Below are 13,911 nucleotides of genomic sequence, written 5' to 3'. Positions count from 1 at the left end.
CGCCGCCATGTCCTCGGACATCGTCAACCTGACGCAGCGCCTGGCAGGCTTCTCCGAGCACTGGTCGCCGCGCGTGGTCGCGGAGATGAACGACTACCAGTTCAAGCTGGTCAAGCTGCAGGGCGACTTCGTCTGGCACCGGCACGAGGATACCGACGAGGTGTTCCTGGTGGTCAAGGGCGAGATGCAGATCGGCTTCCGCGACCGCGAGGTGACCGTGCGCGAGGGCGAGCTGTTCGTGGTGCCGCGCGGCGCGGAGCACATCACCCGCGCCCGCGAGGAATGCCATGCGCTGATCATCGAGCCGCGCGGCGTGGTCAACACGGGCGACGCCGGCGGCGCGCTGACCGCGGCCAGCGACGTGTGGGCCTGAGCGCATGAAGCGCGCCCGGGTCGTGCTGCCGCACCGCGCGCCGGACCGTCCGGCGATCCGCGTGGGCGCCGGCGACACCGTCACCCTGGGCGAACGCGACAGCGACTGGCCGCAATTCGTGTGGACCTCGCTCACCAGCGGCCTGGGCGGCTGGGTTCCGGCGATGCTGTTCGATCGCGAGCAGGGCCTGGCCACCGCGCGGCAGGACTACGACACGCGCGAACTCGACGCCGACCCCGGCGAGCTGCTCGTCCTGCACGACGAGCTGGCCGACTGGTGGTGGGCCGAGAACGCGCAGGGCACGCGCGGCTGGATCCCGGCGCGCGTGCTCGAACTCATCGACTGAAAGACCGCTTCATCTTCGAAGCCCACCCCTTACGCAAGATCCAGAGGACACCATGGCCGACCAGAAAACCTTCAACCTGCCCGACCTCGGCGAGGGCCTGCCCGACGCCACCGTCGTCGAGTGGTTCGTCAAGGTCGGCGACACCGTGCGCCTGGACGAGCCGCTGGTCTCGATGGAGACCGCCAAGGCCGTGGTGGAGGTGCCCTCGCCCGTATCCGGCAAGGTGCTCAAGCTGGCCGGCGGCGAAGGCGACGTGATCGTCACCGGCACCGCCCTGGCGGTGTTCGAGATCGACCCGACCCTGCCGCAGCGCTCGGAAGGGCAGGACACCGGCCACCACCCCGGCGGCGCGGGCGCGCCCGCGCCCGGCGCCGCGGACAAGGTCGTCGCCTCCGACGAGGGCGGCGCGATCAGCGACGCGGGCGCGCCCGCCGCCAAGGGCACGGCCGGCGAGCGCGAGGACAGCGGCACCGTCGTCGGCGCGATGCAGTCCTCCGACACGGTGCACAGCGAACAGGCGGTGGCCGTGGGCGGCGTCAAGGCGATGCCGGCGGTGCGCGCGCAGGCGCGCAAGCTCGGCGTCGATCTCGCCCGCGTGCGCGGCAGCGGCGCCGACGGCGTGGTGACCATGGACGACGTCAAGCGCGCCGCCGCCGACGGCAGCGCCAAGGCCGGCGCGGCGGCGCCGCGCGCGGCGGCCGCGAACGCCGCACCGCCCGCCGCGGCGCCTTCGGCGCCGACGCGCGATCCGCAGCAGCGCACCGCGCTCTCGGCCTCCGGCAAGCCGATGCGCACGCAGCCGCCGGGCGTCTCGGCCACCGGCCAGCCCGAGCAGCTCAAGGGCGTGCGCCGCAACATGGCGCGGGTGATGGCCGATGCGCACAGCAAGGTGGTGCCGACCACGCTCAGCGACGACGCCGACATCCATGCCTGGACGCCGGGCAACGACGTCACCGGGCGCCTGGTGCGCGCGATCGTGGCCGCCGCCCGGGCCGTGCCCGCCCTCAACGCCTGGTTCGACGGCGACAAGCTCACCCGCACCCTGCACCCGCAGGTGGACATCGGCATCGCCGTGGACACCGACGACGGCCTGTTCGTGCCGGCGCTGCGCAACGCCGACGTGCTCGACGCGCGCGGCGTGCGCGAGGCGGTCAACCGCCTGCGCGCGCAGGTCGAGGACCGCAGCATCCCCGCCAGCGAGCTGAGCGGCTACACCATCTCGCTGTCCAACTTCGGCATGTTCGCCGGCCGCTACGCCACGCCGGTGATCGTGCCGCCGACGGTGGCGATCGTCGCCGCCGGGCGCGGCCGCCACCAGATCACGCCGGTGATCGGCGGCTTCGAATCGCACAGGGTGATCCCGCTCTCGCTCACCTTCGACCACCGCGCCTGCACCGGCGGCGAGGCCGCGCGCTTCCTGAAGGCGATGCTGGACGATCTGGCGCTGCCGCAATGAACGCCGCCCCGGCCATGCTGTCCGGCCTGACGCCGATGCTGCGCAGCTGGGACCTGCCCGGGTCGATCGCGTTCTACACCGGCACGCTCGGCTTCGCCCTGCAGGGCGGCGGCGCGGACGACGGCTGGGCCTCGCTCGCCTGCGACGGCGTGGAGATCATGCTGGCCGCGCCCAATGCGCACGAGGGCGACGCGGCGCCGGCCTTCACCGGATCGCTCTATCTGCGCACCGGGGACGTCGATGCCTGGTGGCGCCGGCTCAAGGACGCGGCGCGCGTGTGCTACCCGGTGGAGGATTTCGACTACGGCATGCGCGAGTTCGCCGTGTACGACAACAACGGCTACCTGCTGCAGTTCGGGCAGCCGCTGTGCGCCGCGGCGCCGGACGAAGCCGCGCGATGACCTCGCCGCGGCGCGTCGGCGACAGCCACGCGATCGCGCTGCCTTCGGCTTCCCGCGCCCTCTTAATTCCCGCACCCTCTTAAAAGGATGTTCCATGGGCTCCATCATCACCTTCGGCATCATCGGCGGCCTGCTCGGCCTGGCCATGCTCAACGTCATGGCGCTGATCGCCAGGAACGGCGACAAGCACCGCGACGTCAACACGCTTGTCTCCGCCGAGGATCTGTTTCCCAGGATCGATGCCTGGGCCGGGGACAGCGGCTATCGTCTCGTGCAGGACCAGGGCGACCGCCGCAAATACCAGAAGGGCCGCAATTTCCTCACCGCGCCGATGTTCCTGGAGGTCGCGCGCGAGGGCGATCGCTACCGGTTCGACAGCTATGTCGAGATCAACGGCCTGATCTGCCGCGGCGAGATCGCGCTCAGCAGCGGCGGCTTGCTGGTCAAGCTGCCGCGCGCGATGGCCAAGAAGGTCCAGAACCAGCTGTTCTCGTCGCTCGGCGCCCCGATGCTGGCCTGAGCGCGATCGTCACACCCCACGGGAGAATCGCACATGCCGCACCACAGCCGTCTGTCCACCCTCGTGCTCGACTGCCAGGTCGAGGATCTCGCCCCGCACGTCGCGTTCTGGAGCCATGCGCTTGGCAAGGACGTCGTCGCGACCGATCAGGACGGCGACGGCAAGTACGCCGAACTCAAGACCGAACACGACGAGCCGATGATCCTGCTGCAGCGCGTGGCCCATCCCTCGCGCGTCCATCTGGACATCGAGGCCGACGACGTCGAGGCCGAGGCCGCGCGCCTGGAAAGGCTCGGCGCGAAGAAGATCGAGAAGGTGCATACCTGGTGGGTGATGGAGGCCCCCAGCGGCCACCGCTTCTGCGTCGTGCGCCAGCAGCGCAAGCCCTTCGGCCCGCACCTCAACAGCTGGGACGAATGACCGGCCGCGCGCTCAGGCGCGCGCGCGATCCAGCCAGACCTGCAGGCCCTGCGCGTTGAGCTCGATGTCGATCGGCAGGACGTCGGCGACCAGCGCCGCCGCGTCGGCCACGCCGTGCCGGCGCGCGCGGTCGACGTAGTAGCCGCGCAGCGCCGCGACCAGCCGCGCATGGTGATCCTCGCCGCCGTCGCAGGCGCGCGCGATGGCGGTCATGGCGTCGATCTGCTCGACCAGCTCCGCGCCCAGGCGCTGCACCTCGGTGACCCGGTCGTAATGGGTGACGTAGACCGCCTCCGGATGCTCGGCGAGCATGCGCCGGATCGAGGCCTGCATCGCCTCGGGCTCGAACTGCACGGGCGAGCTGGTCGGCAGCACGAACGGGCCTTGGGCGGTATCGAACTGGCGATAGGACAGGCCGAAGACGTCGCCGCTGAACCAGCTGCGGCTGCGCGCGTCCCACACCGCCAGGTGATGGCGCGCATGGCCGGGCGTATCGGCGCACAGCAAGGGCCGCCCGGCCAGATCGACGAGGTGCCCGTCGTTGGCGACCACCACGCGCTCGGCCGGCACGGGCACCAGCGCGCCGTAGCTGCGCTCGAATTCGGCCTCGCCGTAGACCGCCTTGGCGCTGGCGGTCAGCCGCGCCGGATCGATCATGTGCGGGGCGCCGCGCGGATGCACCACCAGGCGCGCATTGGGCAGCTCGCGCAACAGGCTGCCCGCGCCCCCGGCATGGTCCAGGTGCACGTGGGTGAGGATCAGCCAGTCCACCGCCTCGCGCGCCACCCCGCGCGCTTCCAGCGCGGCGAGCATCCGCGCCACGCAGCGGTTGGTGCCGCAATCCACCAGCGCCGCGCGCCCGCTTTCCTCGATCAGGTAGGCCGCGCAGAATCCGGGGCGATGGAAGCCGGTGTCGATCGTGAAGATGCCGTAATGTTCCATCGTGTACCCTCCCGGCACGTCGTCCAGGCCTGTGGCCGATGCATGCAGGATAAGGCCTCGAACGTTCCAGGGGACGCTCGACCGGATGGCGTCGCAGCACCGCAGTTTCGCAACGTCCATTCACATGAGGGGAAGACTCACATGATGGGAATCGTGAAGCACCGCATCCATCGCCTGTTCGGACTGCTCGCAGTCCTGTTCGTTCTGCCCGTCGCCGCCGCCCAGGCCGCGCCCAACTTCCAGATGCCCTTCCCGTGCGGGCAGACCTGGGTCGGCAGCACCTGGGACGGACACAGTCCCGCCAACGCCGTCGACCTCAACCGCGGCCCCAATCCGGACTCCGACCTCGGCGATACCGTGGTCGCCTCCTACGGCGGCACGGTGAGGACCTCGGCGTATTCGACCACCACCGGCTACGGCAACTACATCGTGATCGATCACGGCGGCGGCTGGCAGACGCTCTACGCGCACCTGAACTCGCGCTCGGTGTCGGCCGGCCAAAGCGTGCGCATCGGCCAGAAGATCGGCACCGTCGGCAAGAGCAGCGCCAAGTACAACCTGTCCCCCCACCTGCACTACGAGCAGCGCTACAGCGGCACGGTGAAGAGGATCGTCTGGAACGGCACCGCCATTCCCTATTACGCCAAGAAGAGCTACACCAGCAAGAACTCGTGCGGCGGCACCAGCGGCGCCACCGGCACCGTCAACACCAGCGGCGCCAACCTCAACGTGCGCTCGGGCCCGAGCACCAGCTACAGCGTCGTCGGTTCGCTGGCCGACGGTGCGAAGGTCACCATCTCCTGCCAGACCACCGGGCAGTCGGTCACCGGCACCTACGGCACCAGCAACCTCTGGAACCGCATCGGCAGCGGCCGCTACATTCCCGACGCCTACACCTACACGGGCTCGGACGGGCGCGTCGCACCGGATTGCTGACCGGTCCCGCGACGCCTCCCCGGCGCCGGTCCGCAGCGGCCGGCGCCGCGCGTCCGGGCCGCGCGCTTGTAAGCGGCGTGCCGGAACGGCGACCATAGCCGTATCGGATCGAGCACAGGACCGCGCAGCGACATGACAGGATTCCGACTGGGCCTCGCCCTGCTCGCCGCCGCCATCGCCGGCGGCGTCGCGGGCGCGTGGATCGGCAAGACATGGCACGCCCCCGCCACGCAGGCCTCGGCCGCGCCGCCGGACGCGGCGTCGGCCCAGGCGCAACCGTCCGCCCTTCCGGCCACGATCTACACGGACCCGCCGATCGTCCACGACGAGGAGCTCGGCGCCGAAGTGGCGCGCGCGCAGAGCGATCCGGTCTACCTGCGCGACCTGATGCGCCGCTTCGAGGCCGAAACCGACCCCGACAAGCGCGGCGCGATCCTCTCCATCCTGCAGAGCGCCGCCAACGACGACGTGCTGCGCATGGCGCGGCAGCTGCTCACCGCCACCGACGCCGCCAAGCGCCAGGACGGCCTGGCGTTGCTGCGCGCCTACCCGCTCGACAAGCCCGAGGCCCGCACGCTGATGGTCGAACAGCTGCAGCGCGAGACCAATCCCGCCGCGCTGCGCGAGCTGGTCGGCATGCTCACCCCGGCCATCATGTCCACCGACGATGCCGCGCCCGTCGTCGAGCGCCTGACGGCGCTGCGCCATCATCCGGATCCGGAGGTGCGCGCCGGCAGCGTGTCCCAGACCATGCAGTGGGACAAGAGCGGCGACCTGGAAGGCGTCCTCTACGAGGCCCTGCTCGATCCCGCCCCGCAGGTGCGCCAGGCCGCGATCGGCGGCATCGGCGTCTCCAGCGTGCGCTCGCCGCGGGTGAAGGAGCTGCTGCTGGACATCCTCGGAAACCCGCAGGCGGACCGCGAGGAACGCACCGCCGCGCTCTTCACGCTGCAGAACTTCCCGCTCGACCGCGCGGAATACGAGATCTACAGGCAGGCCTCGCTGGCCAACAGCAACTCGGACGGCGCCCCGCCCACGCCATAGGCGCGGCTCAGGCGCGGCTCAGGCGCGGCGCAGCCAGCGCCAGCGCAGCAGCAGAGCCAGGGCCAGCACCGCGAGGAAGGCGCCGTAGCCCAGCGAGGTCGCCAGGATCTGCCGCCAGATGCGCCCGGCGCCGGCATCGGCGATCTGCTGCGCCCAATGGATAGTGGCCAGGAAGGCGGCCACCGACAACGCGATCGCGGCCAGGTCGAAGATCCGGCGCGCCGCGTGCCGCGGCTGCCGCGGGTAGCGCCAGTACAGCACCGCCAGGATCAGGAACCAGGGCAGGAACAGGATCAGCGCGAGATTGAACTCGACCTGCGCGTTCATGCCGCGTCTTCGGCGAACGCGGCCAGCGCGGCGGCCACCTCTTCGAGCGCGACGCCCTCGGCCAACGCGCCCAGCGCCGCATCGCCCAGGCGCAGCGCCCCCGGGCCCGCCGCCGGCGCGATGCCGGCGGCGCCTTCGGCCTTGAGCCGGGCGATCAGCTGTCCCGCCTCGCGCGCCGAGGCATGGCCCTCGCTCTGCAGCAGCAGGCGGCCGTCGGCGGCGACCAGCTTGAAGTAGAAGCGGCCGTCGCGCTCGCGGTACTGCTTGAACTGCGGCGCGGCGGCCTCGCGCCTGGCGGCCGCGCGGCGCTCGCCGCCGGCCTGCGACAGGTCGCGCAGGCCGACGGCCTCGCGCAGCGTGCGCAGCAGCGGCGCGGCATGCCGCTCGCGCAGGCGCTGCGCGCCCTCGCGCAGCAGGCGCTCGATCTTCTGCGGCTCGGCCATCAGCGCCTCGTAGCGGGCGCGCAGCGGCGCGACCTCCGCGTCGATGCGCTCGAACAGCCGTTGCTTGGCCTCGCCCCAGCCGATGCCGCGCTCGAACTCGCGTCGCAGCGCCGCCGTCTCCTCGACGCTGGCGAAGGCCTGGTAGAGCTGGAACACGTGCGAGGCGTCGGCGTCCTTGGGTTCGCCGGGCGCCCTGGAATCGGTGACGATCGAGGCGATCAGCTTCTGCAGCGTCGCGCGCGGGGCGAACAGCGGAATGGTGTTGTCGTAGCTCTTGGACATCTTGCGGCCGTCCAGGCCCGGCAGCGTGGCCACCTGCTCGTCGATCACCGCCTCGGGCAGGACGAAGAACTCCTTGCCGATCGGCGCGCCGTACAGATGGTTGAAGCGCTGGCCGAAGTCGCGCGCCATCTCGATGTGCTGCACCTGGTCGCGGCCCACCGGCACCTTGTCGGCGCCGAAGATCAGGATGTCGGCGGCCATCAGCACCGGATACATGAACAATCCGGCGGTGACGCCGGCATCGTCGTCCTCGTCCTCGGCGCGGTTGCGGTCGACCGCCGCCTTGTAGGCGTGCGCACGGTTGAGGATGCCCTTGCCGGCCACGCAGGTCAGCAGCCAGGTCAGCTCGGGGATCTCCGGAATGTCGGACTGCCGGTAGAACCAGACCTTGTCCGGGTCGAGGCCGCAGGCCAGCCAGGTCGCGGCGATCTCCAGCGTCGAGCGCTGCACGCGCTCGGGCGTCTGCACCTTGATCAGCGCGTGCAGGTCGGCCAGGAAGTAGAAGCTCTCCGCATCGGGGGCGCGCGAGGCGGCCACGGCCGGGCGGATGGCGCCCACGTAGTTGCCCAGGTGCGGCGTGCCCGAGGTGGTGATGCCGGTGAGGATGCGGGTCTTGCGGCCGGAAGCGGCCGTGGGGGCGGAGGCGGACATGGGAAAAGTTTACCCGCTGTGCGGCGGGGTCCGCGCCCGCAACGGCGAAACCGGCCCGCCGGCAACCCCGTTTCCCGCGTCCGCCCGTTGGCCCGGTCGTCCCCTTCGGAGAAACCGCCATGATCCGCTCGCTGCTGTTGCTGGTGACCGCCCTGTTTTCCGCCACCGCCTGCGGGCCGCTGTCGGCGCGGCCGCTCGTGCAGGTCGCCGTGATCGACCGCGACGACGGCGACTGGCTGCCGCAGTACCGCGGCCGCGGCGACACCTGGGTGCCCGGCATCCCCGGCCATCGCTATGCCGTGCGCCTGACCAATACCAGCGCCGAGCGCGTGCTGGTGGTGCTGTCGGTGGACGGCGTCAACGCGGTCAGCGGCGAGGATGCCGACCCGTCCCAGGCCGGCTACGTGCTGGCGCCCTGGCAAAGCACCGAGATCGCCGGCTGGCGCAAATCGCTGGAGGACGTCGCGCAGTTCTATTTCACCGATCTGCCCGACAGCTATGCCGCGCGCACCGGACGCCCCGACAACGTCGGCGTGATCGGCATCGCCGTGTTCCGCGAACGCCGCCCGGTCGCGGCGCCGGCGCCGATGCCGTTCTACCGCGACAGCGAGCGTCGCGAGGCCAACGCCGCGGCCGAGGCGGCGCCGGCCGACAGCGCCCGCGCCTACGGCCAGGCCAAGCAGAGCATCGGCACTGGCCACGGCGCGCGCGAATGGTCGCCGGTCGGGCGCACCGAGTTCGTGCGCGCTGGCAGCCGGCCCGCGCAACTGACGCAACTGCGCTATGACGCGCCCGACCGGCTGGCCGCGCTCGGCATCCTGCCGCGCCCCGACCGCCGCTGGGCGCGCGAGGATGCGCCGCAGGCCTTCCCCGGCGGCTTCGTCGCCGACCCGCCCAACTGGTAGTAGCACGCCGCGCAAGACGAACGCATGCTCCGAACGCGAAAAGGCCGGCGATGGCCGGCCTCTTCGCGAATCGAACCGCCATGCGGCGGCGCGGCGCGCTAGTTGAGCGTCTTCTCGAAATCACGCACCTCGCGCTCGGCGCGATCGCGATCCCAACCGTACTGTTCCTGCAGTTTCCCGGCCAGGTATTTGCTGTCGCCGCTGGCGACATCGAACACGTCGTCGGTGAGCTCGCCCCACTTCGCCTGGGCAAGGCCCTTCATCTGCGTCCACTTACCGGCAATGATGTCTTTGTTCATGATTCGACCTCTTCTTTCGGCTGACGGCAGTACGTTCTGCCGCGACGACAGCTTGGGCGCGCGCGTCTTCAAGACAGATCAAGATTGCGTTGCGATCCAGTGACTTCTTGAACCATTCATTCATTCGCGCCGTGCGGCGCGACGCCATCGACGACACGATGGCCGAGTTTCGCTGCAGATTCGACGAGGCGGAAGCAAGCCCGCAAGGACGCACGCAGCGAACGGGCCGGCCCCATGGCCGGCCCGTCTTTTTCCGCTCGCCGAAAGGTCTTCTCGGCGATGGGCGGCGCCAAAAAAACGGGCCGGAAATTCCGGCCCGTTCGGTGATACCCGTTCGACGTTCGAGTTACTTCGAGTCGGTGCCGCCGGTCTTGTCGGCGCCTTGCTCGATCTTCTCGCCGACCTTCTGCACGTCCTTGCCCGCACCCTTGACGGTGTTGCAGGCGGACAGCATGCCGAGCGAGAACATAGCCAACAGCATCAGGGCAATCAAACGCTTCATGAGGCTCTCCTGTGGATGGAATGTGGGGACCGCGGCCAGTCTGCGTCCCACAGGATGAATGAAAGCGCACCTGGGCGTGAAAGCCAAGTGGGCGGGCCACCCGCCCCCGCCGGCGGGCTCCTCGGCCGGCGCGGAATCGCCCGGAAAACAGGGCGGAATTCCGCCCCCGGACGCCGTCCGCCGCCAGGCGCCGGACGGCCCGCCCGCGCCCCTCTTAATCGCGCATGAGCGTGGACTTGCCGAACAGGCTCTCGACCAGGTCGACGGCGAGCTTGGCGGTGCGGTTGCGACGGTCCAGCGCCGGATTGACCTCGACGATGTCCAGCGAGCCCAGGCGTCCGCTGTCGGCGATCATCTCCATGATCAGCTGCGCCTCGCGGTAGTTCACGCCGCCGGGCACCGTGGTGCCGGTGCCCGGCGCGATGCTCGGATCGAGGATGTCGACGTCGAAGCTCACGTGCAGATGCGTGTCCTCGTCGACGCCCTCCAGCGCTTTCTCCATCGTCCGCTTCATGCCGACCTCGTCGATGTAGCGCATGTCGTAGATGTCGAGCGCGTGCTGCTTCACCAGCCGCTTCTCTTCCTGGTCGACGGAACGGATGCCGATCTGGCGGATCTGCGAGGGCTGGATCGCCGGCACGTGCCCGCCGAGGCCGGTGAGTTCCTCCGGACCGATGCCGCACAGGCAGGTCACCGGCATGCCGTGGATGTTGCCCGAGGGCGTGATGTCTTGGGTATTGAAGTCGGTATGCGCGTCCAGCCACAGGATGCGCAGCTTCTTGCCGTTGGCGCGGCAATGGTTGGCGACCGCGGCGATCGAACCGATGGCCAGGCAATGGTCGCCGCCGAGCAGCACCGGCATGCGGCCTTCGCCGAGCACGCCGCTGGCGGCTTCCAGCACGGCGCGGTTCCAGGCCACCACTTCGTCGAGATGGCGGTACCCGTCCACCGGGCCGCGCCAGGGATTGCGCGGGCCGTCGAGATCGCCGCGATCCACCACGTCGATGCCGCGCGCGGCCAGCGCCTCGGCCAGCCCGGCCACGCGCAAGGCTTCCGGTCCCATCGAGGCGCCGCGGGTGCCGGCGCCGACGTCGGTGGGAACGCCGAAGATGGTCACGGCGGGATATTGGCGGCTCATCGTCATCGGCTCCGAATGGCATGGCGCCCGTGCGGCGCGTGGTCTTGCGGCGTGGCGCGACAGCGCTTCGCGCGCCGGCTCGGTCGCCAAGCCGGGTCGCGATTCTAACATCGATACACTTGTGCCCCCGAAACGCTCGCGGCCCTGACCACGCCTGCGACGGCATCGACAACACACCGCCATCGACCATGCACATCCGACGATTGACCAAAGCCGATGTCGCCCCCTACCGCGAACTGATGCTCGAAGCCTACGCGGCGGCGGATGGCAGCTTCATCTCCACCTTCACCGAGCGCGCGCCGCTTCCCCTGCGCTGGTGGGAAGAGCGCATCGCGCACGAGGACGGCAGCAGCGTCACCTTCGGCGCCTTCGTCGACGATGTCCTGGCCGGGACGGCCGGCCTCAAGTTCGAGGATCGGACGAGGACGCGGCACAAGGCCACCCTGTTCGGCATGTACGTCGCGCCTGCGCATCGCGGCGTCGGCCTCGGGAAAGCCCTGATAGGCGCCGCGCTGGATTGCGCCAGGACCCGCGAAGCGGTCACCGCCGCGTATCTGGCGCTGACCGAAGGCAATGCCGCGGCGCTGGCGTTGTACGAAGCCTGCGGCTTCATCGCGTATGCGACCGAACCGATGGCGCTGCGCGACGATGCCAACGCCTACCGCGGCGTGGTCCACATGTGGCAGAGGCTGCGTTGAGCGGCACCGGAAAGGAAGAGGGCGCGGCACCGGCCCGCGAAATACACCATCGCTCCGGCATGTTGCGCGTCGCGCTTTCGTGATGCTCCCTCTTCAGCACCGCCATCGCACGGGACTGCATGTCGAGCGATCGCGCCGCACGGAAGCATGTCCGCTCTCGGACCGGCACGGTCAACGCGTCATGCGGATGCTTCCGGCCCGGCTTCGCGCATGCGACGAACCGCGCGGCAGTGGAACAGCACGGCGAGCAGGGGAATTGCCACCGCAAGCGCATACTGGCTTCGCGAGACCCCCACACCGAACGGGAACCAGATCCCGGGAACACCGGCCGCATTGATTTCCTCGGCGAACATGCCGCCCACGCCGACGGCCGCCACGCCGACCAGGGCCAGCACCCGCCCGCGTCCGCGCCTGAAGATGTTCCATGCCGCCCAGGCGAACAGCGCCAGCAAGGCCAGCCGGCTGCCTCTTCGCATGATTTCCATGGAGTCTCCGGCCAGGCCGGCAATCGCGGCGAGGACCATGAAGACGATCGCGAGCAGGGTGATCCGCCGGTCGGCGGGAAACACCCAGCGGTTCCAGGCGATCACCCAGGCGCCGAGCGTGAGCGGCCCGAGCACGCCCAGTCTCAGGATCTCGTACGTGTCCAGGCTTTCGAGTTCCGTCCACGACGTCACCGCCTGCTGGAAGCGATTCAGGGCGACCAGGACGAGCGCGATGGCGGCGGCGGCCCAGAACCGGTCCGGCGCGCCAAGGCTGCGCAGCGACAAGGCATACAAGGCCAGGGCCAGCAGGAGCATCGGCTCGACCACCTCGACGGCATAGCCCCAGAACGTCTGCCACCACTGCGCCAGCAAACGCGCGGCCCCCGCATCCGGTCCGGCCAGGATCGGCGCAACATGCATGCCGCCGGCCTCCCCCGCTCCGGCCGAGCGCTTTGCCAGGTAGACATGCACCGCGACGACCGCGTCGCCGGACGAGGCCGATTCCGGCAATGCGTAAAGCTTCGGACGCGCCGTGTAGGCGCGCGGCGGATCGCTGCCGAAGTCCCCGATCCCGCCGATCCTGCGTCCGTTCCAGAAAATTTCGTAGGCATCATCGACCAGGGTCGGTCCCATCAGCACCGGCCGCATGCCTTCCGGCACGCTCCAATGCACGCGCAGCCGATACCATGCGTGCCCCCATCGTCCAGAATGTCCGCGCGCCGACCAGCCCGGGACATAGCCCGGCAGACCGACGTCGCCGTCATGGGCGCCGGGCGGCGGCGTCAGATCCATCCGTTCCCAGCCACTGTCGTCGAACTGCGGGGTCGCCCATTGCGGATCGTTGCCGAAACGGAACTGCCAGGGACCGGTCAGAGGCACTTCCGCCGCGGCCAATCTGGCCTCGACCGCCGCGTGTGCGGGCTGCAGCCCCTGCAGGAGGAGCGCCAATCCGAATAGCCTGAGCAGCATCACCGCGACTCTCATGGAATATAACCCCATTAAAGCTATTAATAAGGTTATACAGAGCCCTCCGAGGACAGACAAGTGCAGGTCCAGCCCCCCAACCCCCGTTCCCTGATGAGCGAGCCCTCCGGTTTCGAGGCGATCAGCGGCAGTCTGGCCCTGGATTTCGTCAACACCGTTGCCAATCGCGGAAACCCGGAAAAGCGCCGGGAGCTGCTGCGCTCCCCCGCGGATCTGGCGCGATGGTTCCGCACCGTCGGATTGCCGGAGATCATCATCCCGGCGACACGACTGGGCGAAGCGATCGCCATCCGCGAACGGCTGTTCGCGCTGTTCCATCCGATCGCCGGAGGCGGATCGATCGGGAAAGCCGCGTTCGCAGCCTTCGGCGAAGACCTGCGCGCGGCCGAGGCCGAGCGGCGGATCTGCTATGAGGACGGACGCGTGTCCTGGGGCTGGGCAAGCGAGGCCACGAGCCTGCACAAGGCGACATATCCCGTCCTGGCCGAGGCCGCCTCGCTGCTCCTGTCCCTGGAGCGGACCAGGATTGGCGAATGCAAAGGGCCCGGGTGCGGATGGCTGTTCGTCGACCACTCGCGCGGCAAACCGCGCAAATGGTGCAGCATGAGCGACTGCGGCAACAAGGCGAAGGCGCAGCGCGCCTATCGCCGGCGCACGGAGAAATAAAGCCGTCGGCTTCGCGCAGCAACCCGCATCCGCTGCGGATCCTTGAATGTTCCTGGATGTCGCCGCGCGCCGAGGTGCCGCGATGTGGTGCCG

General features: G+C 70.0%; 18 protein-coding genes. 11 read left to right on the top strand and 7 right to left on the bottom strand.

Features of this window, described 5'->3' with window-relative positions:
- Positions 1 to 7: 7 nt before the first annotated feature.
- The 6 genes from MD221_RS07420 to MD221_RS07395 all read left to right on the top strand — a co-directional run bounded on the left by MD221_RS07420 (position 8) and on the right by MD221_RS07395 (position 3,516).
- A complete protein-coding gene (locus tag MD221_RS07420; protein ID WP_242109211.1) occupies positions 8 to 373 on the top strand; it encodes a cupin domain-containing protein in 366 nt (121 codons plus the stop codon).
- A gap of 4 nt (positions 374 to 377) precedes the next feature.
- The gene (locus tag MD221_RS07415) at positions 378 to 719 is read left to right on the top strand and encodes an SH3 domain-containing protein (protein ID WP_242109201.1); all 342 of its coding nucleotides are present in this window, start codon (positions 378 to 380) and stop codon (positions 717 to 719) included.
- Positions 720 to 771: 52 nt separating this feature from the next.
- Entirely contained in the window at positions 772 to 2,175 is a 1,404-nt protein-coding gene (locus MD221_RS07410; protein WP_242109199.1) for a dihydrolipoamide acetyltransferase family protein, read from the top strand.
- Positions 2,172 to 2,576, top strand: coding sequence for a bleomycin resistance protein (locus tag MD221_RS07405; protein ID WP_242109197.1), 405 nt, complete (start codon positions 2,172 to 2,174; stop codon positions 2,574 to 2,576). The genes MD221_RS07410 and MD221_RS07405 overlap by 4 nt, the downstream gene beginning before the upstream one ends.
- A 94-nt stretch (positions 2,577 to 2,670) precedes the next feature.
- The gene (locus MD221_RS07400) at positions 2,671 to 3,096 is read left to right on the top strand and encodes a hypothetical protein (RefSeq protein WP_242109195.1); all 426 of its coding nucleotides are present in this window, start codon (positions 2,671 to 2,673) and stop codon (positions 3,094 to 3,096) included.
- Positions 3,097 to 3,129: 33 nt separating this feature from the next.
- Positions 3,130 to 3,516, top strand: a complete 387-nt coding sequence (locus MD221_RS07395) for a VOC family protein (RefSeq protein ID WP_242109193.1) — start codon at positions 3,130 to 3,132, stop codon at positions 3,514 to 3,516.
- Between the two features lie 12 nt (positions 3,517 to 3,528).
- On the opposite strand, the gene MD221_RS07390 is transcribed toward MD221_RS07395, so the two are convergent.
- Positions 3,529 to 4,458, bottom strand: a complete 930-nt coding sequence (locus MD221_RS07390) for an MBL fold metallo-hydrolase (protein WP_242109191.1) — start codon at positions 4,456 to 4,458, stop codon at positions 3,529 to 3,531.
- A 141-nt stretch (positions 4,459 to 4,599) separates the two neighbouring features.
- Between MD221_RS07390 and MD221_RS07385 the strand changes: the two genes are divergently transcribed.
- Together MD221_RS07385 and MD221_RS07380 are read left to right on the top strand one after the other, a co-directional pair.
- The gene (locus MD221_RS07385) at positions 4,600 to 5,394 is read left to right on the top strand and encodes a M23 family metallopeptidase (RefSeq protein WP_242109189.1); all 795 of its coding nucleotides are present in this window, start codon (positions 4,600 to 4,602) and stop codon (positions 5,392 to 5,394) included.
- A gap of 132 nt (positions 5,395 to 5,526) precedes the next feature.
- Entirely contained in the window at positions 5,527 to 6,438 is a 912-nt protein-coding gene (locus tag MD221_RS07380; RefSeq protein WP_242109187.1) for a HEAT repeat domain-containing protein, read from the top strand.
- Positions 6,439 to 6,456: 18 nt separating this feature from the next.
- Here MD221_RS07380 and MD221_RS07375 read toward each other — a convergent pair whose 3' ends face one another.
- Both MD221_RS07375 and MD221_RS07370 read right to left on the bottom strand, forming a co-directional pair.
- Positions 6,457 to 6,765, bottom strand: coding sequence for a DUF1616 domain-containing protein (locus MD221_RS07375; RefSeq protein WP_242109185.1), 309 nt, complete (start codon positions 6,763 to 6,765; stop codon positions 6,457 to 6,459).
- Positions 6,762 to 8,141, bottom strand: coding sequence for a tryptophan--tRNA ligase (locus MD221_RS07370; RefSeq protein WP_242109183.1), 1,380 nt, complete (start codon positions 8,139 to 8,141; stop codon positions 6,762 to 6,764). The genes MD221_RS07375 and MD221_RS07370 overlap by 4 nt, the downstream gene beginning before the upstream one ends.
- A 119-nt stretch (positions 8,142 to 8,260) precedes the next feature.
- On the opposite strand from MD221_RS07370, the gene MD221_RS07365 reads away from it, so the two are divergent.
- Positions 8,261 to 9,046: a hypothetical protein gene (locus MD221_RS07365; protein WP_242109180.1), complete on the top strand. Its 786-nt coding sequence runs from the start codon at positions 8,261 to 8,263 to the stop codon at positions 9,044 to 9,046.
- 98 nt (positions 9,047 to 9,144) lie between these two features.
- On the opposite strand, the gene MD221_RS07360 is transcribed toward MD221_RS07365, so the two are convergent.
- From MD221_RS07360 to rocF, 3 genes are all read right to left on the bottom strand, one after another.
- Positions 9,145 to 9,345 carry a CsbD family protein gene (locus MD221_RS07360; protein ID WP_242109179.1) on the bottom strand — a complete coding sequence of 67 codons (201 nt, stop codon included), beginning with the start codon at positions 9,343 to 9,345 and terminating at the stop codon, positions 9,145 to 9,147.
- 346 nt (positions 9,346 to 9,691) lie between these two features.
- A complete protein-coding gene (locus MD221_RS07355) occupies positions 9,692 to 9,847 on the bottom strand; it encodes an entericidin A/B family lipoprotein (RefSeq protein ID WP_242109177.1) in 156 nt (51 codons plus the stop codon).
- Between the two features lie 214 nt (positions 9,848 to 10,061).
- Positions 10,062 to 10,985, bottom strand: coding sequence for an arginase (gene rocF / locus MD221_RS07350; RefSeq protein WP_242109167.1), 924 nt, complete (start codon positions 10,983 to 10,985; stop codon positions 10,062 to 10,064).
- 119 nt (positions 10,986 to 11,104) lie between these two features.
- On the opposite strand from rocF, the gene MD221_RS07345 reads away from it, so the two are divergent.
- Positions 11,105 to 11,683: a GNAT family N-acetyltransferase gene (locus MD221_RS07345; RefSeq protein ID WP_242109151.1), complete on the top strand. Its 579-nt coding sequence runs from the start codon at positions 11,105 to 11,107 to the stop codon at positions 11,681 to 11,683.
- Positions 11,684 to 11,862: 179 nt separating this feature from the next.
- Here MD221_RS07345 and MD221_RS07340 read toward each other — a convergent pair whose 3' ends face one another.
- Positions 11,863 to 13,137 (bottom strand): glycoside hydrolase family 2, encoded by a 1,275-nt coding sequence (locus MD221_RS07340; protein WP_242109149.1) that lies wholly within the window; start codon positions 13,135 to 13,137, stop codon positions 11,863 to 11,865.
- A 108-nt stretch (positions 13,138 to 13,245) separates the two neighbouring features.
- On the opposite strand from MD221_RS07340, the gene MD221_RS07335 reads away from it, so the two are divergent.
- Entirely contained in the window at positions 13,246 to 13,818 is a 573-nt protein-coding gene (locus tag MD221_RS07335; RefSeq protein ID WP_242109141.1) for a CGNR zinc finger domain-containing protein, read from the top strand.
- Positions 13,819 to 13,911: the final 93 nt, after the last annotated feature.

Source organism: Luteimonas aquatica (assembly GCF_022662575.1).
Classification (GTDB): Bacteria; Pseudomonadota; Gammaproteobacteria; order Xanthomonadales; family Xanthomonadaceae; genus Luteimonas; species Luteimonas aquatica.
This window is presented reverse-complemented; position numbering and strand designations above follow the sequence as displayed.

Bases quoted from the DNA above. Each gene is read 5' to 3' on its own strand.
- MD221_RS07365 (WP_242109180.1), top strand. From the start codon at position 8,261: ATGATCCGCTCGCTGCTGTTGCTGGTGACCGCCCTGTTTTCCGCCACC.
- MD221_RS07335 (WP_242109141.1), top strand. From the start codon at position 13,246: ATGAGCGAGCCCTCCGGTTTCGAGGCGATCAGCGGCAGTCTGGCCCTG.
- MD221_RS07355 (WP_242109177.1), bottom strand. From the start codon at position 9,847: ATGAAGCGTTTGATTGCCCTGATGCTGTTGGCTATGTTCTCGCTCGGC.
- MD221_RS07420 (WP_242109211.1), top strand. From the start codon at position 8: ATGTCCTCGGACATCGTCAACCTGACGCAGCGCCTGGCAGGCTTCTCC.
- MD221_RS07340 (WP_242109149.1), bottom strand. From the start codon at position 13,137: ATGCTGCTCAGGCTATTCGGATTGGCGCTCCTCCTGCAGGGGCTGCAG.
- MD221_RS07415 (WP_242109201.1), top strand. From the start codon at position 378: ATGAAGCGCGCCCGGGTCGTGCTGCCGCACCGCGCGCCGGACCGTCCG.
- MD221_RS07370 (WP_242109183.1), bottom strand. From the start codon at position 8,141: ATGTCCGCCTCCGCCCCCACGGCCGCTTCCGGCCGCAAGACCCGCATC.
- MD221_RS07410 (WP_242109199.1), top strand. From the start codon at position 772: ATGGCCGACCAGAAAACCTTCAACCTGCCCGACCTCGGCGAGGGCCTG.
- MD221_RS07395 (WP_242109193.1), top strand. From the start codon at position 3,130: ATGCCGCACCACAGCCGTCTGTCCACCCTCGTGCTCGACTGCCAGGTC.
- MD221_RS07375 (WP_242109185.1), bottom strand. From the start codon at position 6,765: ATGAACGCGCAGGTCGAGTTCAATCTCGCGCTGATCCTGTTCCTGCCC.
- MD221_RS07360 (WP_242109179.1), bottom strand. From the start codon at position 9,345: ATGAACAAAGACATCATTGCCGGTAAGTGGACGCAGATGAAGGGCCTT.
- MD221_RS07405 (WP_242109197.1), top strand. From the start codon at position 2,172: ATGAACGCCGCCCCGGCCATGCTGTCCGGCCTGACGCCGATGCTGCGC.
- MD221_RS07390 (WP_242109191.1), bottom strand. From the start codon at position 4,458: ATGGAACATTACGGCATCTTCACGATCGACACCGGCTTCCATCGCCCC.
- rocF (WP_242109167.1), bottom strand. From the start codon at position 10,985: ATGAGCCGCCAATATCCCGCCGTGACCATCTTCGGCGTTCCCACCGAC.
- MD221_RS07385 (WP_242109189.1), top strand. From the start codon at position 4,600: ATGATGGGAATCGTGAAGCACCGCATCCATCGCCTGTTCGGACTGCTC.
- MD221_RS07380 (WP_242109187.1), top strand. From the start codon at position 5,527: ATGACAGGATTCCGACTGGGCCTCGCCCTGCTCGCCGCCGCCATCGCC.
- MD221_RS07400 (WP_242109195.1), top strand. From the start codon at position 2,671: ATGGGCTCCATCATCACCTTCGGCATCATCGGCGGCCTGCTCGGCCTG.